We start from the raw sequence: 23,286 nt of genomic DNA, 5'->3' as shown, positions 1-23,286 counted from the left end.
CCCCGCCGCCGCCCGCCGGTCGCACGTGGGCCGCGGCCGGTCCGCCGAGTCACCGCGCTCGCTCGTGGTCGACGACCGTCAGGTCCCCGTCTACGACAAGGTCCATCCGGTAGTCTCCGACGCCGATGGACGCCTCGATCCGGATCGGGTCCTCGCTCGCGACGGCGACTTCCCGGTCGAGACGGGTGTAGACGCCCCAGACGGGGAACTCCCGGGCGTCGATGCCCGCCTCGTAGAGCATGGCGACGACGGCGGGATGGTCGAGCAGCCCCGCGACCACGCTCCAGCCGAAGGTCCGCCCGCAGGCTCGGCAGGACAGTTCGGCGCGGAGGTCCGACGCGTCGTCGGCGTCGTCCGGGGGTTCGACGACCGGGTCGAGCGGCCCGTCGCAGTAGATACAGAAGCCGCGGTTCATCCGCTGGAACGCGGCGGTCGCGTGGCGGACCAGCGCGTCGCCGACCGCCTCGTCGTCGCGCTCGGCGGCAACCACCGGCGGCGTCGACATGTCGAACAGCATCGCGTCGCAGTCGCCGCACTCGACGCGGACGTACCCGTCCTCGTAGCGGAGTTCGAGGCCGCCGCCGCAACCGGGGCACTCCCCGGCGGGCTCGGGTCCGACGGTCACGTCGGGGTCGGTGTAGACGCCGGAGACCGCCGCGCCGACGACCCGCCGGCCGGCCTCGGTCAGTCGGTACCCCTCCTCGACCTCTCGGACGAACTCCGGGGTGAGCTTGTCGAGGTGGTAGTTGAACTGTCCGGAGTCGCGCACGCCTGCTTCCGAACGGATCGCCGCGAACGACTCCGCCCTGTCGCCCCACTCCGAGCGGTCCCACAGCGCCCGCAGGATCGAGAAACGAGTCTCGTTCGCGACCAGCCCGAACGCTTCGCTCGGGTCGGTCGATCCGCCGTCGCCGTCGCTCATACGGGTGGTGTCGTCGCTACAGCGGCTTGAAAATTCGTGTCCGACCGTCTTTCGCTCCGCTCGCCCGAACTCAGGCCAGCGCGCTGCCCGCGCGGATGATCTCCTTCTCCCCGAAGGCCGGTCCGACGAGCTGCAGCCCGACGGGCAGTCCCTCGTCCGTCTCGCCGGCGGGCACGGAGACGGCCGGCAGGTTCGCCAGGTTGACCGGCGTCGTGTTGGCGTCGGCGAGGTACATCGTCAGCGGGTCCGAGAGGCTCTCGCCCATCTCCATCGGCGGGACGGGCATCGTCGGCGAGGCGAGCACGTCGGCGTCCTCCAGCGCGTCGTTGATGTCCCGTTTGATCCAGGCGCGGGCGTCCTGGGCCTTCTTGTAGTACTTGTCGTGGTAGCCAGCCGAGAGGGCGTAGGTACCGAGCAGGATACGGGACTTGACCTCCTCGCCGAAGCCCTCCTCGCGGGCCCGGGCGAAGGTCTCGTTCCAGTTGCCGTCGTAGCCGCCCGACTGTCCGTACCGGACGCCGTCGAAGCGCGCGAGGTTCGAGGAGGCCTCGCTCATGGCGGTCACGTAGTACGCCTCCACCGCGTACCGCAGACACTCCAGGTCGACCTCGTGGTAGCTGGCGCCCCGCGACTCCAGCTCGTCGACGGCGTCCCAGAACACCTCGGTGACGCGCTCGTCGGCGCCGTCGAGGAGTTCGGTGGGAACGCCGATGTCGAGGCCGTCCACGTCGCCGTCCGCGGCGGCTGTGTAGTCGTAGGCACCCTCGCCGACCTCCTCGGTGGCGTCGCGCGTGGTGGCGTCGCGCTCGTCGGGGCCGGCGACGACTTCCAGCAGTTGCGCCGCCTCCTCGACCGTGGGCGCGATCGGTCCGACCTGCTCCAGGGAGTTGGCGTAGGCGACGATGCCGTACCGCGAAACCAGGCCGTAGGTGGGCTTGATGCCGACGACGCCACAGAAGGCGGCGGGCGCGCGGACCGAGCCGCCGGTGTCCGTTCCCAGCGCCATGTCGGCGTCCCCGGCGGCGACGACCGCGGCCGACCCGCCGGAGGAGCCGCCGGGGACGTGGCCCTCGGCGACGGGATTCTCGGTGGGGCCGAAGGCCGAAGTCTCGGTGGTCGTGCCCATCCCGAACTCGTCCATGTTGGTCTTGCCGGGGATGGTCGCGCCCGCATCTTTGATCCGCTCGACGACCGTCGCGTCGAACGGTGGGACGTAATCGTCGAGCATCGCCGACCCGCAGGTCGTGCGGACGCCCTCGGTCGAGATGTTGTCCTTGACGGCGACGGTCGTCCCGGCGAGGGGACCGTCGTTCGCGCCGTCGATTCGCTCCGTCGTGATGTAGCCGTTGTACTCCGTGCTCATGTGTAACTATCGCTGGCGGTCGGTCCTCACGAGACGTTCGGGCCCTTGAAGTAGCCGTCCTCGGACTCCGGGGCGTTGTCGAGCGCTTCCTCCTGGGAGAGCCCGTCGTGCACCTCGTCTGGGCGCATGACGTTGGCCAACTCCTCCTCGGCGTCGACCTCGGGCACCTCGTCGAGCGTCTCGAAGTACTCCAGGATGTCGGCGAACTTGTCGGTGAAGCGGTCGACCTCCTCGTCGTCGAGGTCGATGCGCGCCAGCTCCGCGACGTGGCGCACCTCCTCGGGTTCGACCGCGTTCTCCTCCTCGCTCATGGCCGACGCGATGCGTGGGCCGGCGGTAAGGGTTTCGATGCCCGCCCTCTGCCGACCGCGCGCTCGCGATAGAGGGACCCCGAGCCCCACACACACACCGGATCGCGGTCGGACCCCGCCGCGCGCGCCAGCCGCGATTGCCGACGAGAACGCCGATTTCGACCCCCGATCGCCGGATCGTCGACGAACACGACCGGATCTGTCCGGCGACGAACGATCGTGTTCGGTACGCGAATACGCTGCCCTTACGGCCTGTATCGGTCCGTTTTGGCCGTTTCCTTCCATCGGGTCCGCGGTTGTGGGCTGCCCGGATCGATAGATTAAGTACCTTCGAGCAGAGACGTTCGATCTTGGGCCAATTTTGGGAAAGATTTAAGTCGCCTGGTACTCAACACATAATCCGGTGAGACGGTTTTGGCGGGGTTCGCCCCGCACAGTTTGCAACCAATGACCGACACCACTATCAGACGCCACACGAGCGAACGCGAAGAGGCCCGCGAGCGAGACGAGGGGGAGTCCGAAGCGCTCGTCTGTCCGGAATGTGGGGGGAACCTCGCGTCGGACGCGGAGCACGGCGAGACGGTCTGCGAGGAGTGCGGGTTGGTCGTCGAGGAAGACGAGATCGACCCCGGTCCGGAGTGGCGCGCCTTCGACGCGAGCGAGAAAGACGAGAAGTCTCGCGTCGGCGCGCCGACGACGAACATGATGCACGACAAGGGCCTCTCCACGAACATCGGCTGGCAGGACAAGGACGCCTACGGCAACTCCCTGTCCTCGCGCCAGCGAGAGAAGATGCAGCGACTGCGTACCTGGAACGAGCGGTTTCGCACACGCGACTCCAAGGAGCGCAACCTCAAGCAGGCGCTGGGCGAGATCGACCGCATGGCCAGCGCGCTGGGCCTGCCCGAGAACGTCCGCGAGACCGCCTCCGTGATCTACCGCCGCGCGCTCGACGAGGACCTGCTGCCCGGTCGCTCGATCGAGGGCGTAGCCACGTCGGCGCTGTACGCCGCCGCCCGCCAGGCCGGCACGCCGCGCAGCCTCGACGAGATCGCCGCGGTCTCCCGCGTCGACAAGGACGAGATCGCCCGCACCTACCGCTACGTCGTCCGCGAGCTGTCCCTGGAGATCCAGCCCGCCGACCCCGAGAGCTACGTGCCCCGGTTCGTCTCCGACCTCGACCTGCCCGACGAGGTCGAGCGCCGGGCGCGCCAGCTCCTGAACACGGCCAAAGAGCAGGGCGTCCACTCCGGGAAGTCCCCGGTCGGCCTGGCCGCCGCGGCCGTCTACGCCGCCTCGCTGCTCGCCAACGAGAAGGTCACACAGAGCGAGGTCAGCGAGGTCGCCAACATCTCCGAGGTGACCATCCGCAACCGCTACCACGAGCTCCTCGAAGCCGAAGAGGAGTTCACCGCGCCCTGAAGCGCGGTCTCGCGCCGGTCGCTTTCACAATACCGAAGCCGCGGGTGACCCTCTGGCCCCCATGGAGACGACCCGACACTACACGACGACCGTCTACGTCGTCAGCGACGGCGCCGTCGCGCTCCACGAACACGACGGGCTCGGCAAGTGGCTCCCGCCCGGGGGCCACGTCGACCGCGACGAACTCCCCCACGAGGCGGGCCTCCGGGAGGTCCGCGAGGAGACCGGTCTCGACGCCGACCTCGTCGCCGAGCGCGACGACGTCGGCTCGGCGACCGTCGACGCGCTCCCCAAGCCACAGCACTTCCAGCTGGCCGACGTGAACGTCCACGACGACTTCGTCGGCCACCAGCACGTCGATCTGGTCTACTACGCCCGCGCCGACACCCGCGAGATCGACCCCGCCGACGGCGAACAGCCCGCCGACGCCTGGCGCTGGTTCTCGGCCGACGACCTCGAAGCGACCGACGCGCTCGACCCGGACGTCGCCGAGATCGGGAAACGGGCGATCGAGACGGTCCGGGAGTAGCGGCTCGGCCCGACCGGACCGTCACTCCACGACGTCGATCCGTTCCCTCGCGAGTCGGGTCTCGGATTCGGTGTGACGGAGCGTGACCGTCACGGTCTGGCCCGGTTCGAGGGGGACGCGCCGCTGCTCGATCCGGAAGGCGATCTCGTCGCTGGCCTCCAGCTTCGCGTCGTCGCCGCTGGCGACGGCGATCGCGCCGTCGATACCGGCGCGACCGCGCGTGAAGACGTGGTTGCCGCTGTAGTCGTCCTGCGTGAGCCGCTCGGTCGGGAGACCGTGTAACCTGGCCCGCTTGTCGTGGTCGGGCAGACTCACGACGATGTCGACGTCCGCCACGTCGACGGTGTCGCCGCTCTCGTGTGTGACCCGGACCCACCCGCTGTCCGGTCCGGTCGCGTGGACCGGCTCGGCGCTGGTCGAGAGGATCGGCCCGCCGTCGGACAGCGAGTCGCCGGACTGCATCAACAGTCCGCCGGCGACGGCGATCATCAACACCGTGAGGCCGAACCCGAGCGCGGCCATCCCCTCCTGAGAGACGGCGCGGTCGGCGGCCCCGAGTACGCGTCCTGTCATCGCCGATTCGTCCTACTGCCGCTACCGGGTCGACCGCCTTAGCTCCTGTCGTTAGCCGACCGATAGGTCACGCGCCGTCTCCCTCCGGCGATCGACACAGCGAGTCGACGTACCGCCCCACGTGGTCGTCCATGCGCCGTTTGAACCCCGCTTGCCGAGCCAGCCGGTCGAGTTCCCGCGAGACGAGGCTGCCGTACTGGACGGCCTTCTTCTCGCGGAAGGCCACCGGGTCGGGGACCCACTCGCGGACGGCGAGCCGCAGCGCACACTTGCGCTCGCCGCGGTCGGTCACGAGGAGGTCCCCGGGCAGGTCGAGCGCGGCGGCGACCACGCGGTCGTCGAGCAGCGGCGCGACGGGCTCGACACCCGCGCTCCGGAGCGCCAGCACGTCCCGCTCCAGCTGGTCCGGGAGCGTCCCGACGACCTCTCGACGGGCGCCGCGGACGGTGTCGGCCGCGACGCGGTCGTCCGCGGGCGCCCGAGCGACCTTCGCGTAGCCGCCGAACAGTTCGTCGGCCCCCTGCCCGACGGCGAGCCGGTCGTAGCCGTCGGCCGCCGCTCGCTCGGCGACGAGATAGAGGGAGAGGGCGATGCTCACGTCCATCGCGTTGGTCCGACCCGTCGCCGCCGCGACGTCGGGGACCGCTCGCTCGATGTCGCCGTGAGTCACCTCGACGACCCGGAGGTTGCGGTCGAGTTTCGCGGCGGCGGTCCGGGCGGCTTCCACGTCGTGACTCTCGGGGAAGCCGGCGACGTACAGCGGTGCGTCGAGCCGCGCGGCCAGCGCCGCCGAGTCGACGCCGCCGGAGAACGCGACCGCCAGCCCCTCGGTCGCGGTGTCGTCGACCGCCCCGCGGACCGCCGACCGCACCGCTCGCACGGCCGCCCGCTCGTCGGTCGCGGGGGCCGGGTTCGGCAGCGACCAGACCCGTTCGTCTCCCTCTTGGCCGCGGGCGTGACCGGCTGGGACGGGGCTGGGATCCGAGAGGGCCGCGGGGTCGAAACTCCACGTCGACGGGTCGTCCGCCTCGGTGAAGACGGGCTGGCGCCCGAGGACGTCGCGGACGATCCGGTCGTCGACGCTCCCGGCGAACCCGGCGGTCCCTGGAAGTGGGTCGCCGTCTGCGAGCGCCCGACGGACGCGGTCGGATGCAGCGCCGCGGAGGCGGTCGCCGTCGGCGTCCGACGCGCGGGCGTCGCTCACGAGAACAGCCCGTCCAGCGCGAGGCGGATCCGCCGTCGCGTGTTCCCGTAGGCCTGTCGCGCGCTGACGAGCCACGGTGTGCGCCGCGTCTGCAGCGTCGTCCGACCGTCGGCGACGGCGTCGCAGATCGACTCGACGGTCGCGTCCTCGGCCTCGACGAGCGTCACCGCGCGACCGACCATGTCGCTGACGTGGGCGTCGCTGCCGGCGGTGATCGGCAGGTCGTAACGCTCGGCGAACCGGCGGGCCTGCCGGTTCGAGTAGCCGGTCACCAGTCGCGAGTTGTACACCTCGACGGCGTCGGCCGCCCGCAGTTCGGCCTTCCCGACGTTCGCGAGGACGCCGCTGCGCATCTCCTGGAACGGGTGGGGGACGACGGCGATCCCGCCCTGGTCGCGGATCCGCTCGATCGTCTCGTCGAACGGCAGGCCGGGCTCGATGGCGTCGGTGACGTTCAGCCCGAGGACGTGGCCCGCGGCGCTGGAGACCTCGACGCCGGGGATGCCGACGAGGCCGTACTCCGGCGCACGGTCGACGAGCACGTCGTTGGCCGACACCTCGTCGTGGTCGGTGACTGCGAGCGCGTCGAGGCCGACCGCGGCCGCCCGCTCCAGCAGCATGTCGACGGAGTCGCGGCCGTCGTAGGAGGCCGCCGAGTGCGCGTGGAGTTCGACCGAAAGCACGAGCGACGATTGCGTCGGTGTCGGCAAAAGCGACTCGGTCCCGGCCACACCCGCGAGTACACGGCGGTCCCGGTCTCACCCGTCGAGGAGCCGCCGCGCGGCGGCTCCGACGGTGAACCCGACGACCCCGAGCGCGAGGACGACCGGCGCCCAGAACGTCGCGGCGCCGGACCCCTCGAACGATCCCGGGAGCGCGACCACCGCGTTCGGGGTGAACAGCGCGAAGTAGGCCACCCGGCCTGCTACCGGAGCGGCGGCGAGGGACAGACTGCCCGCGAGGCCGCCGCGCCGGTAGGCGGCGCCGATCGCCAGCACCGGCCCTGCGACCGTCGTCGTCGCCAGCACCGCTGTCACGGGTGTGACTGCGACCGCCGGGACGGCACCGCTCGCCGCGAGCGCTTGGAGACCCGTCGCGGCGCCGAACAGTCCCGCGGCGACCGTGATCGCGCCGACCGCGGCCGACCGCTCGCCGACGAGCACCGTCGCGAGTGCGCGGGTGCGCAGGTCGGCCATCGCTCGCTCGCTGCCCACCATCGGTCAGTCGTCCGCGGACGCGTCGCCGCCGATCAGTTCCAGCGGGTCGCCGAACGCGACACCGCGCTCGTCGAGCAGTTTCAGGTAGTGTTCGAACTGTCCCGGGGAGTTGCCGCCGTCGTGGAAGAGGAGGATGTCGTTCGAGTCGGCGTCGAGCCGGTCGGCGGCGTCGGCGACGTTCGCCGCGAGCGCTTCCTTCGTGTCGACGTTGTAGTCCTCCACGTCGACGGTCCAGAACCAGTCGCGGTCGCCCGCGTGGTCGGCCCAGAAGTCGTAGTCGATGGCGTCGGCCGCGGGCGGGCGGAAGCCCCGCTCGGCGAGGACGGTCTGGAACGCCGGGGCGCGGTCGTCCCCCTTGTCGCCGAAGGGGAACCGGAAGAGCTTCGCGGGCCGGTCGACGCCCGCGCTCTCGTACACCTCGTCGATGGCCGCTTCGGTCCGGTCGAGTTCGTCCGCGAAGTCGTCGACGGCGATATCGGAGGCGGAGTTGTGGTGATAGGCGTGGTTCCCGAGCAGGTGGCCCGCCTCGACGGCTCGGCGGGCGTGGTCGGCGTGGTCGGCCAGCCGCTGGCCCTCGCAGAACAAGAGGGCCCGCACGCCGTAGTCGTCGAGGACGGCGACTTTCTCCGGGAGCGTCGCCGAGGGAGCGTCGTCGACGGTGAGATAGGCTGTCGTCATCGACCGTACTGTCTCCCGAGGAGCCAGGAAAAACTACCGGGCAGCCGGGCGGCGCCCCGTCGAACCGCTGGTCGACGCGCCCCCGCCGGTTCCGTCGGCGTGTCCCCCTGTCTTTTGAGGGTTCATCCCGTCGATGGGACCGATGCGAGATTTCACGGTCGGCTCGGTCTGGGGGATCCCTATCCGGATCAACGTCTCTCTGGTCGTCTTCCTCCCGATCCTGGCGTGGATCATCGGGAGCGGGACCCAGATCGACGTCTACGCCGATATCGTCAACACCTTCGCGCCGGCGCCGTTCGACGTGGCGACGCTCACCGCGGGGTCGACGCCGTGGGTGATCGGCGCCGGCGCCGCGGTCGGCCTGTTCGCCAGCGTCGGCGTCCACGAACTCGGTCACGCCTGGGCGGCCCGCCGCTACGGCATCGGCACGCAGTCGATCACTCTCTGGCTGCTCGGCGGCATCGCCGCCCTGGAGGAGATGCCCCGCGAGTGGAACCGCGAGTTCTGGATCGCCATCGCCGGCCCGATCACGAGCGTCCTCACCGGGGTGGCTTGCTACGCGCTCCTGCTCGCCGTCCCCGGCTCGGCTACCGTGGTCGGGTTCGTCTTCGGCTGGCTCGTCGTCACGAACCTCCTGCTGGCCGTGTTCAACCTCCTGCCCGCGTTCCCGATGGACGGCGGGCGGATCCTCCGGGCGCTGCTGGCCCGCACTCGACCGTACGAGACGGCGACCGCGACCGCCGCCCGCTTCGGCACCGGCTTCGCCGTGCTGTTCGCCGTCGTCGGCGTCCTCAGTGTCGCGCCGATGCTGCTCCTGCTCGCGCTGTTCATCTACGGGGCGGCCTCGACGGAGTCCCGGACCGTGATGCTCCAGGGTCTGCTCACCGACCTGACCGTGCGCGACGTAGCACGGCTCGACGTCGACCCTATCGACGCCGACGAGTCGGTCGCCGCGTTCACCGACCGGATGATCCGCGACCGCCGCACCGTCTACCCGGTCGCCGACGCCGGTGAGACCGTCGGGGTCGTCACCCTCGACGCCGTCCGGCGGACGGATTCGAACGACCACGACACCACGCGGGTTCGCGATATCGCGGCCGACGACCTGCCGCGGATCGCGCTCGACGCGCCCGCCTTCGACGCGTTCGTCGAGCTGAGTACCAACCCGTCGGGGTACGCGTTCGTCGAGGACGGCGGCGACGTGGTCGGGCTCGTCTCCGCCGAAGACTTCGCGCACGTGCTGCAGTTCCGCCGGGACGGCGTCGAGATCGGGACCCGAGAGGCGTTCTGACGGTCCGCTTCGCTCGCCGACACCGGATCGCTCGTCGAGCAAGTTCTCCTCGATCCCCCGGTCGCCGCCGACGAGCGCCGTCAGTCGCCGGGTGCTCGCGTCGAAGAGGACGACGACCACGAAGTCCGGGCCCGTCGGTCGCGAGCGTTCGATCCGCTCTGGCGATGGTTCAGTCGTCGACGTCGGAGCCGAGCCGGGCGAGCCCCGGCGCTACCGGTCGTCGGGATCGTCCGGGTCGGAGTCCGTCGTGTCGGTGCCATCGACCGACCCTCCGACCCCGGACTCGGCCGCGGCGTCGGCGGGGAGCGCCGCCGCGAGCCGCTCGGTGACGGTCGGGCTGACCAGCCCGGCCAACGCCATCGCCTCCGTCTCGTACTCGTCGAGGTCGAGCACGCCGCGGAAGAACCACGAGACGGTCACGTACGTCTCGTGCAACTGCGCTGCCCGGTCGCGCCCCGACTCGGTCAGCGTGGCGCCCTCGTAGGCCTCGTAGGACACGAGGCCGTCCTCGGCGAGCCGCTGGCACATCTCCGTCGCCGCCGCCGGCGACCGCTCCAGCATCTCCGCGAGACGTCCCGGCGGAATCGGCGGACCGCGCCGGTGTTCTTCGATGTAGATCGCCAGGAGATACTGCGGTGCCCCGCTCATCGTCCCTCCGCCGAGACCCGCCGCTCGCCGCCGTCGATCCACGCGCACGGCTCCAGCCCCATGGTTTTAGGCTAACCTAAATAATATAAATGTGTTCCGGATTTTAGGCCGGCCGAAACGAGACGGGCCGCTCGGCGCGGTCGGCTCTGACACCGGAGTCGGGCCCACCTCTCAGGCCCGGATCCGAAATCGTCGCAGGTCCAGATGCGAAAGCTTCAGGCTCGCTCGCCCGAATCACGGAGCGTGTCCAGGTACCGGAACCTCGGGCTGTTCCTGGCGCTGTCGGCGCTGTGGGGCTCCGCGTTCGTGGCGATCAAGGCGGGGCTGTCGGCGTTCCCACCGGTCCTGTTCGCGGCGCTGCGCTACGACGTGGCCGGCGCCGTGATGCTGGGCTACGCGGTCCTGCGGGCCGACAGCTGGCGTCCGCGCGGTCGCGACGAGTGGCTGACCGTCGGCGTCGGTGCTGTCCTGCTGATCGCCGCGTATCACGCCTTCCTGTTCGTCGGCGAGCAGGGCACGACCAGCGCCGCCGCGGCGGTCATCGTCAGCCTCTCGCCGGTGCTGACGACGGTGTTCGCCCGCGGCCTGCTCCCCGACGAGCGGCTGTCGGCCGTCGGTGTCGCGGGCATCGTCCTCGGACTCGTCGGGGTGGTCGCCGTCGCCCAGCCCGACCCGGCGACCTTTCTGGCCCGGGAGACGCTACCGCAGTTGCTCGTCTTCGCCGCGGCGCTCTCGTTCGCGCTCGGCAGCGTCGTGACCACGTCCATCGACGCGGGCGTCGAGATCGAGACCATGGAGGCGTGGTCGATGCTCGGCGGCGCTGGCCTGATGCACCTCCTCAGCTTCGGACTGGGCGAGTCCTTCGGTGCGATAACGTGGTCGTCGACCGCGCTATGGTCGCTGACGTATCTCTCGCTCGGGGCCAGCGCCGCCGGCTTCCTCCTCTACTTCGACCTGTTGGAGCGGCTCGGTCCCGTCGAGATCAACCTCGTCTCCTACGTGGCGCCACTGTTCGCCGCCGTCACCGGCTTCCTGTTCCTGGAAGAGGTCGTCGACGGCTGGACCGCGGCGGGCTTTTGCTGCATCTTCGTCGGTTTCGTCCTGATCAAACGCCGGGCGCTCGAACGGGAGATACCGCGGCTGCGAGCGGCGGTCTCCGGCTCCGATACGTGACGATGAGGCGGGTGGAGCCGTCCCGCGAGAGGACGGTCCCGAAGACCGGCCAGCTGGAGGGGCGCCGGGCGGTCGTTCGGGTGGTTAGTCGCGGTAGTGCGGGTGGCCGACGAGGAGCGCGACGACGTTCAACGCCAGCAGGGCGACGAACGCGTCGGTGTAGGGCTCGGCGGACAGCCCCGTCGTCAGCAACAGCGGCAAGTGGAGGAAGGGGAGTGCGATCGCCGCCCAGAAGGCGGCACCGGTGATCGGTGCGACGATACTCCTGCCGACGTCTGCGACGCCGGCATCGGCCTGGTCCAGCGAGGACGTGAGGTCGGACGAGCGACTTGACATGCGGGGGAACCTCGTACTTCCACCGTGTCCCGGTATTACCTTATAACCGTCCGAGTCTTCCGGTTATTTCACAACGTTTCACACGAACGACGCGTGCGTAGGGACGTTTTACGGATCCCCGACTTCCTTTCATCGCCGACTGAGACGCGGCGAGACGTTTTATCGAACGCGCAACGCCGGTCGCGTCGATCGATCGAGGAGTCCCCTGAGATAGAGTGACGAACGTATCCGTCGGGCGGTCGGCTCAGCCGAGCAGCGAGACCCCGACTTCGTGCGGGCCCCGCGGCGTCTCGACGGGAGCGGTGTCGCGGACGTGGTCGAGGACCGACTCCCGCCAGGCCGCGACGGCGTTCTCGTGGCGGTCGCGGTGGCGTTCGACGGTGTACTCGGTGTCGGGCTCGGCCCGGAGCTCGTCTTCCGTCTCGGCCGGCCGTGGGTACGTCGGGGCCGCGTCGTCGAGCAGCGTTCCCGGATCGACGTGCAGCGGCGCGGGCGATTCGTCGTACTCGCCGGTCCCCACGTGCAGACGGGCCCGCATCCGACCGCTGAACGGCGGCGTCGCCCGCAACACGACCGGCTGGTCGCGCTGCGCTCGGGCTTCTAGCGCGGCGATCACGTCTTCGCCGGTCACCGCCAGCGTCCGGATTCGCCGCGGGTCGTCAGACGCTCCATCCATCGACGGAGACCAAGGCGCTCGCCGGTATAACGCCGTCGGTAGCACCGGCCGGACGGGTCGAATCCCCCAGGCTGGGCCGAATCTATTCTCACACATGATAATCGATGGGGTGGTTTTATGCGCTCGTTCACCCGACATTCGATAATCGGTCCGTCCAAATCACGGGACTCACGATGACAACGCCGAATCGCAACTCCGAAGACGAAACCGTCCTCGTCGTGGACGACGAGCGCGACATCGCGGACCTGTACTCGACCTGGCTGGCCGAGGAGTACGAGGTCAGGACAGCGTACGGGCCCCACGAGGCACTCGAGCAGGCCGACGGCGAGCTCGATATCGTTTTCCTCGACAGGCAGATGCCGGAGATGAACGGCGACGAGGTTCTCGAGGCGCTTCGCGAGCGACAGCTCGACTGCCGTGTCGTGATGGTGACCGCCGTCGACCCCGACTTCGACATCGTCGAGATGGCGTTCGACGACTACCTGACGAAGCCGGTGATGCTCGACGACCTCCACGGCGCGGCCGAGCGGATGCTCGACCGCGAGAGCTACGACGAGCGCATGCAGGAGTTCTTCTCGCTCGCCTCGAAGAAGGCGACCCTCGAAGCCGAGAAGGACTTCGTCGAACTCCAGGACAGCGAGGAGTACGAGCGACTCGAGTCCGACGTCGAACACCTCCGCGAGGAGGCCGACCGGACGGTCTCGGACCTCAGCGAGGCCGAAGACTTCGAGACGCTGTTTCAGGAGTTCCCCGGCGACGCCTGAGCGCCGCTCCCCGGAGTTCGACGGTCCATCTTGCCGCGCCACGCGCGACGACCAGCGTAACTGCCCGATATGGAGACAGTCCCGACTCGGCGACGTAGGCGACGGCAAGGTATGCCCGGGGAGGGCTCCGGAACCACGGAAAATCACCGATTTTCCTGCCCTGTGCTCACTGGCGTTCGCGCAGGACCTGCGGGCTCTCCGCCCTCTCCGGGCATTTTCCGTAGCTACCGCTCACACGAGGTTCGCGGCGTCGGGAAAATGCCCGGGGAGGGCTCCGAACCCTCGATCTCCGCATGTCCCAGGTCCGAGGCTGACAGGCCCCGTGGGCGCATGCCGGCTGCCGCGCAAGGAAACCCTATGAGTGCGGCGCTATGTCCAGCTAAGCCACCCGGGCGCATTCAATCGTACCGTGCTATCGGTCTTTAACCTTCTCATCTTCGCCGACGGTTCCGCTGGACGGCGCCACCGTCCGGTCGTCTCAGTGATCGGTCGCCCGTGGAGACGACACTCTTCGCCCCGAATCGTCGGCATCGCGTCCGGAGGCCGGCCCCGCGCTCGCGTCCCGCCGGGAAACTTACCCGGCTCGGCCCCGTTGTTCCGTCCATGGACGCGACACACGATCGACCGATCACGCTGTCGTCGAGCACGGAACTCGCGGACCTCGTCGGGAGTCACGACCGGGTCCTCGTCGAGTTCTACACCGACGGCTGTGGAAAGTGTGCGGCGATGGAACCGGTCTTGAGCGGAGTCGCCAAGTCGTCGGAGGCGGTCGTCGCGACGGTGAACCCGCGCGACGACCCGGAGCTAATCGACGAGTACGACGTGCGGAGCGTCCCGAAGCTCCTCCTGTTCGTCGACGGCGACCTCGTCGCGACGCGCGAAGACGGCGTTCTCGGTGTCGAAGCGGTCCAGACCTTCGTCACACAGGAGAACTGACGCGGCGGTCGTCGGCGCGACGATCCGTTCGCGCCCGCTCGCCGGCGTCGATCTCAGTCGTCGACGTCGAGTTCGGTCACGGTCACGTCCTCGAAGACCGCTTCGCTGGTCTCGTCGACGCTGTGACTGCAGACGGCGAGTCCGACCACGACCGTGCCGTGAGTGGCGACGGGTCGCTGGTCGAGCGCCTGCCACTCCTCGCCGTCGGTCGACCACGACATCGTGACGGTCCCGTCGACGGTCTCGATGCGATACCACGGGTAGGCCTCGTAGGGCTCTTCGAGCTGGTCGCTGGCCGCGTAGGCGCCGTCTTCCTCTCGCCAGAGCGTCTCGGTGCCGTGGCTGTTGGTCGCGCCGACGAACCCGAACGCCGCGTCTTCGTCGAGGCTATCGCGGATCATCAGGCCGGCTTTGCTGTAGTCGTGGACGCCCTCGAAGTCTGCGAGTCGCCCCTCGACCCTGACGGGGTCGGTCGCCTCGCCGTAACAGATGTGGAACTCGTCGATGTCCTGCCAGATGTCCTCGCCGTCACCGACGACCGTCCAGCCGCCGTCCGCTGCGTTCCGGCGGGACGACCCGGCGACCGACACGTCGCCGACGTCGGCGCTGTCGGTGAGCTCCAGGCTGCGCGTCGGCGTCGTCTCGGTGGGCACCACGACCGGACAGTCGGTGAACTCGAACCTGGCGCCGCCCGACGCGCTCTCGCCGACGGCGATGTCCCACTCCTGCTGTTCGATCGTCTCCGTGGCGATCGCGAGACCCGTCCCGGTACCGTCCTCGGCGGTGGTGTACCCGGCTTCGAGGATCTTCTCGCGCTGGGTCTCGGGGATGCCGGGACCGTCGTCCTCGATGAAGAAGCCTCGGTCCATCGTCCCGACCCGGACGGTCACGTCCGGGCCGGCGTGGTCGAGCGCGTTCTTCAGCAGGTTCTCGACGAGCGGGCGAACGGTCTCGGCGTCGGTGATGATCTCGGTTCCCGTGGGCACGTCGACCACGAGCGTCGCATCGTCGGTCCCGTGGACGCTCCAGACGCGCTCGACCAGCGGGGTGAACTCGGTCGTCGGCACGCCGACGTTGAGAACGTCCAGCACCTCGTCGGAGAGGTCCACGTCCGAACGGTCGCCCTTGGACAGCGCGCTCAGGTCTTCGAGGATCTCCTCGATGCGGTCGTTGGCCCGCTCGATCCGGTCGAACGCCTCGTCGTGGCCCTCCCGGGCGCGTTCGAGCGCCCCGACGGAGATCTGCAGGGGCGTCCGCAGGTCGTGGGAGACGTAACTGGCGAACTGGTCGAACCGGTCTTTCTGCTCTTCGAGTTTCTGTTCGGTCTTGACCCGCCCGGTCACCTCGCGCGCGAAACCGACGACCCCCTGTATCTCGCCGTCGCCGTCCCGCCAGGGGAGCTTCGTCACCTCCGACCAGTGGTCGGCGCCGGGCCCGCCGAACCGCTCGACCTTGTTCCGGAGCGGTTCGCCGGTCTCGACCACTGCCAGGTCGTCCTCGTAGGCCTCGGTCGCGGCGTCGGTGTCGTGTCTGAACACCTCCGGGTCCGTCTTGCCGTGGGTGCGACCCGGACCGATCGAGTACGGCACGCCCGCCAGCCGGACGTAGCGACCCGCTTCGTCCTTGGCGAAGACCGTCAGATCGGTCTCCTCCAGAAGGGTCCCCAGCACGCTGCTGTCGGCCGCCGCCTGCCGCCGCTCTCGATAGGTCGCGACCGCGTCACCGACCACACTCGCGAGCGTCTCGACGGCGACCGACCGCGGCAGGTATCGGCAGTCGGCGCGGGCCGCGACCGCCGCCGCCACGGCCGCCTCGCCGGTGTAAGCGACGACGGGCAAGTGGTCGCTGACCGCTCTGGCGGCCTCGTACGCGTCGTCGAACGCCGCCTCGTCGACGCCCACGGCGACGACACAGCCCACGTCGTCCCGCGTGGAGAGCCGTTCGGTCAGGTCGCTGCGGTCCGCGGCGGCGACAGCGACGAGTTCGCCGTCGCCGTCGGATATCGCGGTGCGGACGCGGTCCCGGTCGCCGGCAGATCCGCCGACGACGAGTGCGACAGTCGGGTCCGCCAGGAGGTGGCTCATCGGGGTGCTACCCGCACCGTATGCGATGCAGGTAAATAAGGCCCCGGGGCCGTCGATCGAGTCCGGTATCGGCTCTCTCACAGGCTACGCGTCGACGATCCGGCGGATCGCCGACCGGTCGGTTCCGCCGACCAGCAGCGACGCGTACCAGCCGGCGGCCCGCGCGGCGACGTTGCAGACGTGTAGCGAGACCAGCGTCGCGACTAGCCCGAACGCAGAGACGGCGAGCGCCTCCGGCAGCGTCGTGACGTACCACGTCGTCAGGCGGAAGGGGATGGTGAGTCCGATCTCCCAGGTCTGGAGCGCGAACTCGACCGACGGCTCGGCGTTCACCTCCCCGGAGACCGGTCGGACGCCGACGTTGACCGACCGGTAGTACAGCGGCACGAGCAACAGGGACAGCGAGATCGCCCCCAGGGAGACGAGCAGCGTGAACGCCGCGGTCCCGACGAGGACCTTGCTCAGGAGGAAAACGACGCCCTTCCACGTCGAGAGGCTCGTCAGCGCGTGTTTCAGGTGGTCGACCGGGTCGGCGAGCGACGGGACGTCGGCCTCGCCCGCGTCGACGTCGACGACGAGCAGTCGATCGGCGGTGTACCGTTCGAGCGCGGTCAGTTCTCGGACGCCCAGCAGCGTCACGACGAGTATCGGGAGGCCCACGAGTATCACCGACAGTCCGATCCCGAGCCCGAAGCCCAGCGGCAGCGCGACCGCGTACGCGATCCCCAGGGGGAACTGTACCGAGAGGTACAGCAGGTTCGCGTACGTCTGGAGGCGGAGTGGCACGCCGAGGAACCGCCGGAGGAGGGTGCGCGGTCCGGCCGAGAACTGGAGCGCGGAGACCAGTCGGCTCATTGTCGACACCTGGCCCGCCCGCGTACTAAAGGTGATCGTACCGGTGCGACGGTCGCCCCCGCCGCCGGCTGTAGGCTCGGTCTCGAGGACGACGCCGTTCGAGACGGGGCCGAGTCACGCACCGGTGAGCGCGTAGAGGATCGACCCGAGGCCGACGATCTCGAACACCGTCCACGAGAGGAGGACGACGGCGTCGCTGACGCCGGAGATCCCGCCGAGTACCGTCGTGACGAGGAACGGGACGACGGTGACGAGGAAGATCCCCAGACCGAGAAACAGCATCGGACGGCTGTCGTTGCGCCGGTAGCCGCGGTAGGCCTGGTAGGCGACGAACAGGCCGACGGCGGCGGTCACCGACCCCGCGAGCGTCGCCGGCGAGACCGAAACGGTGACCTGACTCGGTCCCGGTAGCGCGGGAGCAACGAGCAGCGCCGCGGCGATGCCTGCGAACGGGTCGCTCACGGTGTCACCTCCCGGGCGGGGTCGTCGGGTCCGGCCGTCGGTCGGGCGGTTCCGCGGTGGGCGTCCGTGTCGCAGTCGGCGGGCTGGTGGGGCGTGCGTGCGGTCATGGTCGTCCGTAGATAGCGTAGAGGATGCACCCGAGCCCGAGCAGTTCGCTGACGGTCGTCGACAGGAGGCGGACGGACTCGGGCGTGTCGGTGAGCGTCGGGAGGGCGATCCGGAGGGCGATGGGGCCGCCGGTCAGGAGGACGATCCCGACCGCCAACAACAGCATCGCCCGGTCGTGGGTGCCCCGGTAGCCCTTCAGCGCCTCGTAGGCGATCAGCAGCGACAGGCCGGCGGCGACCGCCAGCCCGAGCAGGACGAGTACCGCGATCACGACAGAGCCGCCGGTCGCGGAGGCCTGCAGAGCGGGGACGGGGGCGAGCGCGGGGTGGGGGATCGCGGGTGTCATGGTTCTGAGAGTCCCTCGAACAGCCGCGTGAACCGGTCGGCGGCGTCCACCTCGCGTCGGGACACGTCGATCGAGCACTCGCCGTCCTCGATCTCGACGGTGACCCGTTCGACGCGTGTCTGGTACGTCTTGAAGTGGTGGCCGTCGGGGTCCAGCTGCTGCTGTTCGACGATGAGGTCGTACTCGCGGAGCTGTTCGATGCGCCGGTAGATCGTCGGCTCGGAGGCGTCACACCGATCGGCCAGCGCCGAGGCCGACAGCGCCTCCCGGCTCGACTCGACCAGGATCGCACGGGCGTACTCGTCGTCGAGCAACGAGATCACCCCCGACTCCTCGGGATCCTGACCGGCTGCCATCGGTCCACGGTTCCCCCGGCGAGACTATAAAAGCCGCCACACGCTTTCCGACTCGGAAACTGCGGCCCGGCGCGCGAGCCGGTGGGTCGGCCGACGGACTACGGAAGGGCCGCGACCCAGCCGACGGCTAGCGCGAGGGCGGCGCCGGTCGAGACGACGGGGAGGACGTACAGGTAGGCGGGCGCGGGTTCGGTCCCGTTCCGGAGCGTCTCCGGGTTCCGGTACATCTGTGCGCTCCCGAGGAGCGCGAACCCACCGAGGGCGGCCATACCGGCCTCGTAGGTCGTCGCGGTGGCGGCGAGGGTCGCCAGTGTGAACTCGCCGACGTACGCGGCGCCCATGAGACCGAACACGTAGGCGAGCACGTCGACGCGTCGGATCCGGTCGCTGAGAGGGCTGGAGAGGGCGGTCGCCATACCCGATCCCGTCCGCTCGTCTACATGAAGGTACCGGTCCGGTCGGTCAGTTTCTCGCTCGAATCGGTGGTCCACGGCCGCCCGGATCTCTCCGGCCTCATCGCCGTCTTCGGCCACGAACGCGACGTACACCGGAACCGACAGATCCTCCGTGGTGTCGTTCGGGCCAGTCCCCACAGATCGGACGTTCGGGCCCGATGTCTGCGACGGGTCGGTCGCGAGTGGGCGTCCGCAGTCGGTGAGTCCGCAAACCGGTCAGGAGGGAAGTGGCCTCACGTCCCCTCGACCAACCGTCGGAGGTGTTCCGGCGGGACGGCACCGCGAGCGGCGTACTCGCCGTAGGTGAACGTCGGCACGCCCGTCACGCCCTCGCGCCGCGCCGCGTCGAACCGCTCGGTGACTCGTTCGCGCCACTGTTCGCCGTCGAGTACGTCCCGGACCTCCGATGGGTCGAGGTCGACGTCGCTCGCCAGGTCCGCGAGCACGTCCGGGTCGCCGATGTCCCGCTCGTCCTGCCAGAGCGCGTCGAGGATCGCCTCGTCGAAGGCGAGCCACCGCTCGTAGGGATACGTCTCCTCGACGTAGAACGAGGCGACCTGTGCGGGCAGCGAGTCGACCTCCCGCGAGAGGTCGAGGCTCATCTCGACGCCGTACTCCTCTTGCAGACGCTCGACGTTCTCTTTCGCCTGCTCGAAGTAGTCCTCGTCTTTGCCGTCGTCGACGTCGTGGTCGATCGAGCCGTCGGGCCGGCGCTTGTCCGCCCGCAGGTCGAAGGGGTACCAGTCGATCTCCAGGCGTTCGTCGCGTTCGGCCTGGTACTGGGCGAGTGACTCGCGACCGAGATAGCAGAACGGGCAGACGTAGTCCGAGTAGATCCCGATCGGTCGGGCGGTCTCGCTGTCGGCGCCGGCGTCGGTGTCGCTCATACCCTTCGGTTGCGACCGGACGGGGAAAAACGACCGGTGACACCGGCGTCACCGCGCGGCGACCCGGCCGTCGCCCCGGACGCGCCGCCAACCCCCGTTCTCGGCCGTCGTTGCGGTCATGGCCAAATTTAACAGGGAGATTCGATATTGTGGGTGATATGTCGACGACGACGATCAGGGGTACGGTGGGCGGTCTCGGGCGGCGAGCGAACCCGGCGTTCGCGGTCGCGGTCGTCTTCCTGCCGCTCGCCGCCCTCGGATACGCGCTCACGGTCGCATCGGTCCAGGAACACACCTACGTCCACGTCATGGCGGGGGTGCTCTGGACCGGGACGGACGTCTTCATCGGCGCCGTTCTCGGACCGGTCGTCGGCGGCCTCGACGACGAGCAGAGCGCCGCCGTGTTCCGGCGGCTGACGCCCAAGACCGCCTTCTTCCTCCCGTCGATCGCGACCGTCACCATCGCCTCGGGCCTGGCGCTGGCCCAGCGGATCGGCGTGTTCACCCACGCCGAGCCGTGGCTCGCGCTGTTTACCGCCGCGAACCTGATCCCGACGCTGTTGCTGATCGGCAAGCGGCTCGACTGCTACCGCGACCGTCGCTGGCAGGCCGTCTTCGCCGTCGCCACCGTCGGCTCGCTGGCCTGGGTCGCCACCACGATCGGCGAGTTCCAGATGACCCAGCCGACGGTCGTGGTCGCGCTGGTCATCGTCACGATCCTCACGGTGCAGGGCTTTGGCTTCCTCATGCCCGGGGAGGTGCGCATGTACCTGGAGATGATCTCCGCCGACCCCGACGCCTCGGTCATCGCTTCCATCGGCACGCAAAACGCCATGCTCGGCGCCGTCCAGGGCGTCCTGCAGCTGGTTCTCATCCTCGACATGGTGTACATGACGCAGGGATCGCTGCCGTTCCTCGGGTGAGGTGCCGCTCGCGGTCGGTTCCACGGACCCCGGCGATGGGAGCGCCTGCCGAACATCTCCCGACACTTACCTTTTTCAGCGAGCGGATCGTGTCCTCGCGCATGGGACTCGTCACTGGGCTGATCACGTTCGTCGTCGGGGTACTGGTCGGCGGCGTCGGTATCTACGTCGGCGCGGAACTGGTCGGCGACGGCGGGAGTTACGAGAAGGCGGTCACGACGGCGATCTTCGGCTCGCTCGTCTGGGCGCTGGTCGGGACCTTCTTCGGCTGGGTCCCGCTGTTGGGTCCGATACTGACGTTCCTCGCGTATCTGGGTGTCCTGAACGTCATGTACGAGGGTGGCTGGGTCGAGGCCGCGGCCATCGCCGTGGTCGCGTGGCTGACGCTCGTCGTCGTGTTCACGCTGCTCGGGCCGCTCGGTCTCGGGGTCTTCTCCGGCGTCGGCGTCCCCGGCGTGTAGCCGTCGGCGCCCTCGGCACGCCGGGGCGGCCGACGGCGTGCCGGTTCGCTATCACGAGCGAGAACAGACGGGAACGTTCTTTAGCGCCCGCACGAACGGTGGGGTCGTGTTCGGGCTCGAATCGGGACTGGTGTACGCCGCCGCGGCCTCGCTGATCCTCGGCGTCTACCTGTTTTGCATCAAGCGGTACTTCGACGACTACCCCTCGACGGTGTACGTCGCGGTCACCTTCGCGATGTCGCTGTTGTGGTACCTGCCGATCGCGGCGGTGGCGAGCGACGGTGGCCTCCTGCCCGTCGGCTTCGGTGCACCCGGGGTCGGGATGTTCGTCCTCACCGTCGGCGGGTCGATCCTGGCTTTCCTGGCCTCGTTCCGGGCGATCGCGGTCGGCGACGTGTCCTACGTCGCGCCGATCAGCAAGATCGTCGCGGTGTTCGTGCTCCCGATCGAACTCGTCTTCCTGAACGAACGGCTCTCGGCGGTCCAGATCGCGGGCGTCCTCGTCGCGACCGCCGCAGTGTACGTCGCCAACTACGAGCCGGGGAAGCTCCTCGACCCGTTCGTCCGGGCAGTCCACTCCCGGCCGGCCCAGCTGGCGCTGGCCAGCGCCGCGATCTTCGGCGTCGTCGACGTGGGCAAGCGCGTGCTCACCCAGGAGCTGCGGGTGCCGCCGGAGACGTTCAACCTCGTGCTGTTCGCGGTGGTCCCGCTGGCGCTGGCGCCGCTCGCGGTCCGGCGCTGGCCCGAGTGGGAGAACGGCGGGGTCCGTTCGGACCTGCATCTGTTCGCCGGCGCCGGGCTGTTGCTGGCCGTCGCGGAGCACTTCGTGATGCTCGCGTTCTCGACGCTGTCGGCGAGCCTGGCGTCGCCGGTCGTCAACACGCAGGCGGTCGTCGCGGTGCTACTCGGCGGGGTCGTCCTCGGCGAGGAGAACTTCCGCGTCCGGCTGGTGGCCGCGGCGTTCGCGATCGGCGGCGTGACGATGATAACGGTCGGGTGAGAAGGGGCTATTCGGCCGGTCCGGTGGCGCGCACGTCCTCGAAGTCGATCGCGTAGCTGGCCTGGATCCAGGCCTTGGCGTTCTCCCGGTCGTAGAGCACCAGGTCGCCGTCGATGGTCTCGAAGGTCCCGCACTGTTCCGCCCCGCGCTCGGTTGGCCGCTGCGTCTCGGACATCGCTCGCTTCGATCGCAGTCGTTCACCAAGTTAAGCGTTGTCGTGGGTGTGGTACTCATTCTCGATACTGTATTAGGACGTCTAGTCGCAGTGGCTTCCCGGGGTGGGGAGTCCAGCAGTCGAGTGGCCGCTCGCGCGGTCGTGGCCGGACTCGCCGGTGGGCGAGGGATTAGGGCGCTCGCGTTCCTGTCGAGCCGCATGGAACTCCACACGACACGGGGGTCGCTGGCTCGAGAGGACCTGGGACTGATACTCCCGCACGAGCACGTCTTCGTCGATCTGGGGCCGATGGCGGCGGAGAACTGGCGCGACGCCGATCCCGACGACGTGGTCGAGGTGATGGCACCGGAGATAGAGCGCGCCCGCGAGTCGGGCGTCACGGCGCTCGTCGAGGCCACCCCCGAGGGCGTCGGCCGCCGCGTGGACGTCGATCTGGCGGTTTCCGAGGCGACCGACTTCCCCATCGTCGTCCCGACCGGGATCTACCAGGAGCCGTCGATCCCCGAGTGGGCCCGCGAGGCGAGCGAGGACGAACTGACCGAGTGGCTCGTCGAAGACCTCACCGACGGGGTCGAGGACACGGGCGTCCGCGCGGCGTGGATCAAGGTCAGCACCGACGACGACGACCCGACCGGGCTCTCGCCCGACGAACGGAAGATCCTGCGGGCCGCGGCCCGCGCGGGCGAGCGGACCGGCGCGGCCATCGGCAGCCACACGCTCCACGGCGAGGTCGTCCACGAACAGCTCGACACGATCGAGGACGTCGGCTACGACCCCGAGCGGTTCGTCTGGATCCACGCCCAGGCCGGCGACGAGCGCTTCCATCGGGCGGTCGCCGAGCGCGGCGCCTACGTCGAATTCGACTGGATCGGCGGCGACGACCAGGACGACGGCGACTACGTCGACCGGGTCCGACGACTCGTCGACGCGGGGGACACCGACCGGGTCCTCCTGAGTCAGGACCGCGGGTGGTACGACCCCTCGGAGCCCGACGGCGGCGAACAGAAGCCCTACACCTATCTCACCGAGCGGTTCCTCCCGACGCTCCGTGAGGCCGGCGTCGACGAAGCGACGGTCCGGCAGCTCACGCACGACAACCCGTTCGAGGCGTACGCCCGCTGAGGGTGGCCC

Annotated in this window: 29 protein-coding genes and 1 tRNA gene; 10 read left to right on the top strand and 20 right to left on the bottom strand. The window is 69.6% G+C overall.

Features of this window, described 5'->3' with window-relative positions; translation table 11 throughout:
* Positions 1-49 precede the first annotated feature (49 nt).
* The 3 genes from I7X12_RS02595 to gatC form a co-directional block, all read right to left on the bottom strand.
* Entirely contained in the window at positions 50-922 is an 873-nt protein-coding gene (locus I7X12_RS02595; RefSeq protein ID WP_198062331.1) for a DUF7351 domain-containing protein, read from the bottom strand.
* 70 nt (positions 923-992) lie between these two features.
* Positions 993-2,285 (bottom strand): Asp-tRNA(Asn)/Glu-tRNA(Gln) amidotransferase subunit GatA, encoded by a 1,293-nt coding sequence (gene gatA, locus I7X12_RS02590; RefSeq protein ID WP_198062330.1) that lies wholly within the window; start codon positions 2,283-2,285, stop codon positions 993-995.
* Between the two features lie 26 nt (positions 2,286-2,311).
* Positions 2,312-2,596, bottom strand: a complete 285-nt coding sequence (gene gatC / locus I7X12_RS02585) for an Asp-tRNA(Asn)/Glu-tRNA(Gln) amidotransferase subunit GatC (protein ID WP_198062329.1) — start codon at positions 2,594-2,596, stop codon at positions 2,312-2,314.
* A 447-nt stretch (positions 2,597-3,043) separates the two neighbouring features.
* Here gatC and I7X12_RS02580 point away from each other — a divergent pair, with 447 nt between their 5' ends.
* Positions 3,044-4,018 carry a transcription initiation factor IIB gene (locus tag I7X12_RS02580; protein WP_198062328.1) on the top strand — a complete coding sequence of 325 codons (975 nt, stop codon included), beginning with the start codon at positions 3,044-3,046 and terminating at the stop codon, positions 4,016-4,018.
* Positions 4,019-4,079: 61 nt separating this feature from the next.
* Positions 4,080-4,547, top strand: a complete 468-nt coding sequence (locus I7X12_RS02575) for an NUDIX hydrolase (RefSeq protein ID WP_198062327.1) — start codon at positions 4,080-4,082, stop codon at positions 4,545-4,547.
* Positions 4,548-4,568: 21 nt separating this feature from the next.
* On the opposite strand, the gene I7X12_RS02570 is transcribed toward I7X12_RS02575, so the two are convergent.
* The 5 genes from I7X12_RS02570 to I7X12_RS02550 form a co-directional block, all read right to left on the bottom strand.
* Positions 4,569-5,120 (bottom strand): hypothetical protein, encoded by a 552-nt coding sequence (locus I7X12_RS02570; protein ID WP_198062326.1) that lies wholly within the window; start codon positions 5,118-5,120, stop codon positions 4,569-4,571.
* Between the two features lie 67 nt (positions 5,121-5,187).
* Entirely contained in the window at positions 5,188-6,324 is a 1,137-nt protein-coding gene (locus I7X12_RS02565) for an asparagine synthase C-terminal domain-containing protein (RefSeq protein WP_198062325.1), read from the bottom strand.
* A complete protein-coding gene (locus tag I7X12_RS02560) occupies positions 6,321-7,007 on the bottom strand; it encodes a CehA/McbA family metallohydrolase (RefSeq protein ID WP_198062324.1) in 687 nt (228 codons plus the stop codon). The genes I7X12_RS02565 and I7X12_RS02560 overlap by 4 nt, the downstream gene beginning before the upstream one ends.
* A gap of 75 nt (positions 7,008-7,082) precedes the next feature.
* Entirely contained in the window at positions 7,083-7,541 is a 459-nt protein-coding gene (locus tag I7X12_RS02555; protein WP_198062323.1) for a hypothetical protein, read from the bottom strand.
* 3 nt (positions 7,542-7,544) lie between these two features.
* A complete protein-coding gene (locus I7X12_RS02550; RefSeq protein WP_198062322.1) occupies positions 7,545-8,219 on the bottom strand; it encodes a polysaccharide deacetylase family protein in 675 nt (224 codons plus the stop codon).
* A 142-nt stretch (positions 8,220-8,361) separates the two neighbouring features.
* Between I7X12_RS02550 and I7X12_RS02545 the strand changes: the two genes are divergently transcribed.
* Positions 8,362-9,510 carry a site-2 protease family protein gene (locus tag I7X12_RS02545; RefSeq protein WP_198062321.1) on the top strand — a complete coding sequence of 383 codons (1,149 nt, stop codon included), beginning with the start codon at positions 8,362-8,364 and terminating at the stop codon, positions 9,508-9,510.
* A 210-nt stretch (positions 9,511-9,720) separates the two neighbouring features.
* Here I7X12_RS02545 and I7X12_RS02540 read toward each other — a convergent pair whose 3' ends face one another.
* Complete coding sequence (locus I7X12_RS02540) at positions 9,721-10,158, bottom strand: metal-dependent transcriptional regulator (protein ID WP_198062320.1); 438 nt, start codon at positions 10,156-10,158, stop codon at positions 9,721-9,723.
* A gap of 243 nt (positions 10,159-10,401) precedes the next feature.
* Between I7X12_RS02540 and I7X12_RS02535 the strand changes: the two genes are divergently transcribed.
* Entirely contained in the window at positions 10,402-11,331 is a 930-nt protein-coding gene (locus I7X12_RS02535) for a DMT family transporter (protein WP_232342987.1), read from the top strand.
* A gap of 84 nt (positions 11,332-11,415) precedes the next feature.
* On the opposite strand, the gene I7X12_RS02530 is transcribed toward I7X12_RS02535, so the two are convergent.
* Positions 11,416-11,667: a hypothetical protein gene (locus I7X12_RS02530; RefSeq protein WP_198062318.1), complete on the bottom strand. Its 252-nt coding sequence runs from the start codon at positions 11,665-11,667 to the stop codon at positions 11,416-11,418.
* Positions 11,668-11,911: 244 nt separating this feature from the next.
* On the bottom strand, positions 11,912-12,343 hold the full coding sequence (locus I7X12_RS02525; protein WP_198062317.1) for a hypothetical protein: 432 nt from the start codon (positions 12,341-12,343) through the stop codon (positions 11,912-11,914).
* 173 nt (positions 12,344-12,516) lie between these two features.
* Here I7X12_RS02525 and I7X12_RS02520 point away from each other — a divergent pair, with 173 nt between their 5' ends.
* Positions 12,517-13,107 (top strand): response regulator transcription factor, encoded by a 591-nt coding sequence (locus I7X12_RS02520; protein WP_198062316.1) that lies wholly within the window; start codon positions 12,517-12,519, stop codon positions 13,105-13,107.
* Between the two features lie 259 nt (positions 13,108-13,366).
* Here I7X12_RS02520 and I7X12_RS02515 read toward each other — a convergent pair.
* A tRNA-Met gene (locus I7X12_RS02515) sits at positions 13,367-13,501 on the bottom strand.
* Between the two features lie 209 nt (positions 13,502-13,710).
* Between I7X12_RS02515 and I7X12_RS02510 the strand changes: the two genes are divergently transcribed.
* Positions 13,711-14,043 (top strand): thioredoxin family protein, encoded by a 333-nt coding sequence (locus I7X12_RS02510; protein WP_198062315.1) that lies wholly within the window; start codon positions 13,711-13,713, stop codon positions 14,041-14,043.
* Positions 14,044-14,096: 53 nt separating this feature from the next.
* On the opposite strand, the gene I7X12_RS02505 is transcribed toward I7X12_RS02510, so the two are convergent.
* From I7X12_RS02505 to I7X12_RS02475, 7 genes are all read right to left on the bottom strand, one after another.
* On the bottom strand, positions 14,097-16,127 hold the full coding sequence (locus I7X12_RS02505) for an ATP-binding protein (protein WP_198062314.1): 2,031 nt from the start codon (positions 16,125-16,127) through the stop codon (positions 14,097-14,099).
* Positions 16,128-16,211: 84 nt separating this feature from the next.
* Positions 16,212-16,982: a sensor domain-containing protein gene (locus I7X12_RS02500; protein WP_198062313.1), complete on the bottom strand. Its 771-nt coding sequence runs from the start codon at positions 16,980-16,982 to the stop codon at positions 16,212-16,214.
* Positions 16,983-17,096: 114 nt separating this feature from the next.
* A complete protein-coding gene (locus tag I7X12_RS02495; RefSeq protein WP_232342986.1) occupies positions 17,097-17,444 on the bottom strand; it encodes a DUF7521 family protein in 348 nt (115 codons plus the stop codon).
* Positions 17,445-17,547: 103 nt separating this feature from the next.
* Entirely contained in the window at positions 17,548-17,898 is a 351-nt protein-coding gene (locus I7X12_RS02490; RefSeq protein ID WP_198062312.1) for a DUF7521 family protein, read from the bottom strand.
* Positions 17,895-18,254, bottom strand: coding sequence for a winged helix-turn-helix domain-containing protein (locus I7X12_RS02485; RefSeq protein WP_198062311.1), 360 nt, complete (start codon positions 18,252-18,254; stop codon positions 17,895-17,897). The genes I7X12_RS02490 and I7X12_RS02485 overlap by 4 nt, the downstream gene beginning before the upstream one ends.
* Positions 18,255-18,352: 98 nt before the next feature.
* Complete coding sequence (locus I7X12_RS02480; protein ID WP_198062310.1) at positions 18,353-18,670, bottom strand: hypothetical protein; 318 nt, start codon at positions 18,668-18,670, stop codon at positions 18,353-18,355.
* A gap of 272 nt (positions 18,671-18,942) precedes the next feature.
* Entirely contained in the window at positions 18,943-19,596 is a 654-nt protein-coding gene (locus tag I7X12_RS02475; RefSeq protein WP_198062309.1) for a DsbA family oxidoreductase, read from the bottom strand.
* A gap of 158 nt (positions 19,597-19,754) precedes the next feature.
* On the opposite strand from I7X12_RS02475, the gene I7X12_RS02470 reads away from it, so the two are divergent.
* From I7X12_RS02470 to I7X12_RS02460, 3 genes are all read left to right on the top strand, one after another.
* Positions 19,755-20,519, top strand: coding sequence for a hypothetical protein (locus tag I7X12_RS02470; protein WP_198062308.1), 765 nt, complete (start codon positions 19,755-19,757; stop codon positions 20,517-20,519).
* A 101-nt stretch (positions 20,520-20,620) separates the two neighbouring features.
* Positions 20,621-20,980 (top strand): hypothetical protein, encoded by a 360-nt coding sequence (locus tag I7X12_RS02465; protein ID WP_198062307.1) that lies wholly within the window; start codon positions 20,621-20,623, stop codon positions 20,978-20,980.
* A 106-nt stretch (positions 20,981-21,086) separates the two neighbouring features.
* Positions 21,087-21,980 carry an EamA family transporter gene (locus tag I7X12_RS02460; RefSeq protein ID WP_198062306.1) on the top strand — a complete coding sequence of 298 codons (894 nt, stop codon included), beginning with the start codon at positions 21,087-21,089 and terminating at the stop codon, positions 21,978-21,980.
* Positions 21,981-21,987: 7 nt separating this feature from the next.
* On the opposite strand, the gene I7X12_RS02455 is transcribed toward I7X12_RS02460, so the two are convergent.
* On the bottom strand, positions 21,988-22,155 hold the full coding sequence (locus I7X12_RS02455; RefSeq protein ID WP_198062305.1) for a DUF7331 family protein: 168 nt from the start codon (positions 22,153-22,155) through the stop codon (positions 21,988-21,990).
* Between the two features lie 198 nt (positions 22,156-22,353).
* Here I7X12_RS02455 and I7X12_RS02450 point away from each other — a divergent pair, with 198 nt between their 5' ends.
* Entirely contained in the window at positions 22,354-23,277 is a 924-nt protein-coding gene (locus I7X12_RS02450) for a phosphotriesterase family protein (protein WP_198062304.1), read from the top strand.
* Positions 23,278-23,286 lie beyond the last annotated feature (9 nt).

Source organism: Halosimplex litoreum (genome assembly GCF_016065055.1).
Classification (GTDB): domain Archaea; phylum Halobacteriota; class Halobacteria; order Halobacteriales; family Haloarculaceae; genus Halosimplex; species Halosimplex litoreum.
This window is presented reverse-complemented; position numbering and strand designations above follow the sequence as displayed.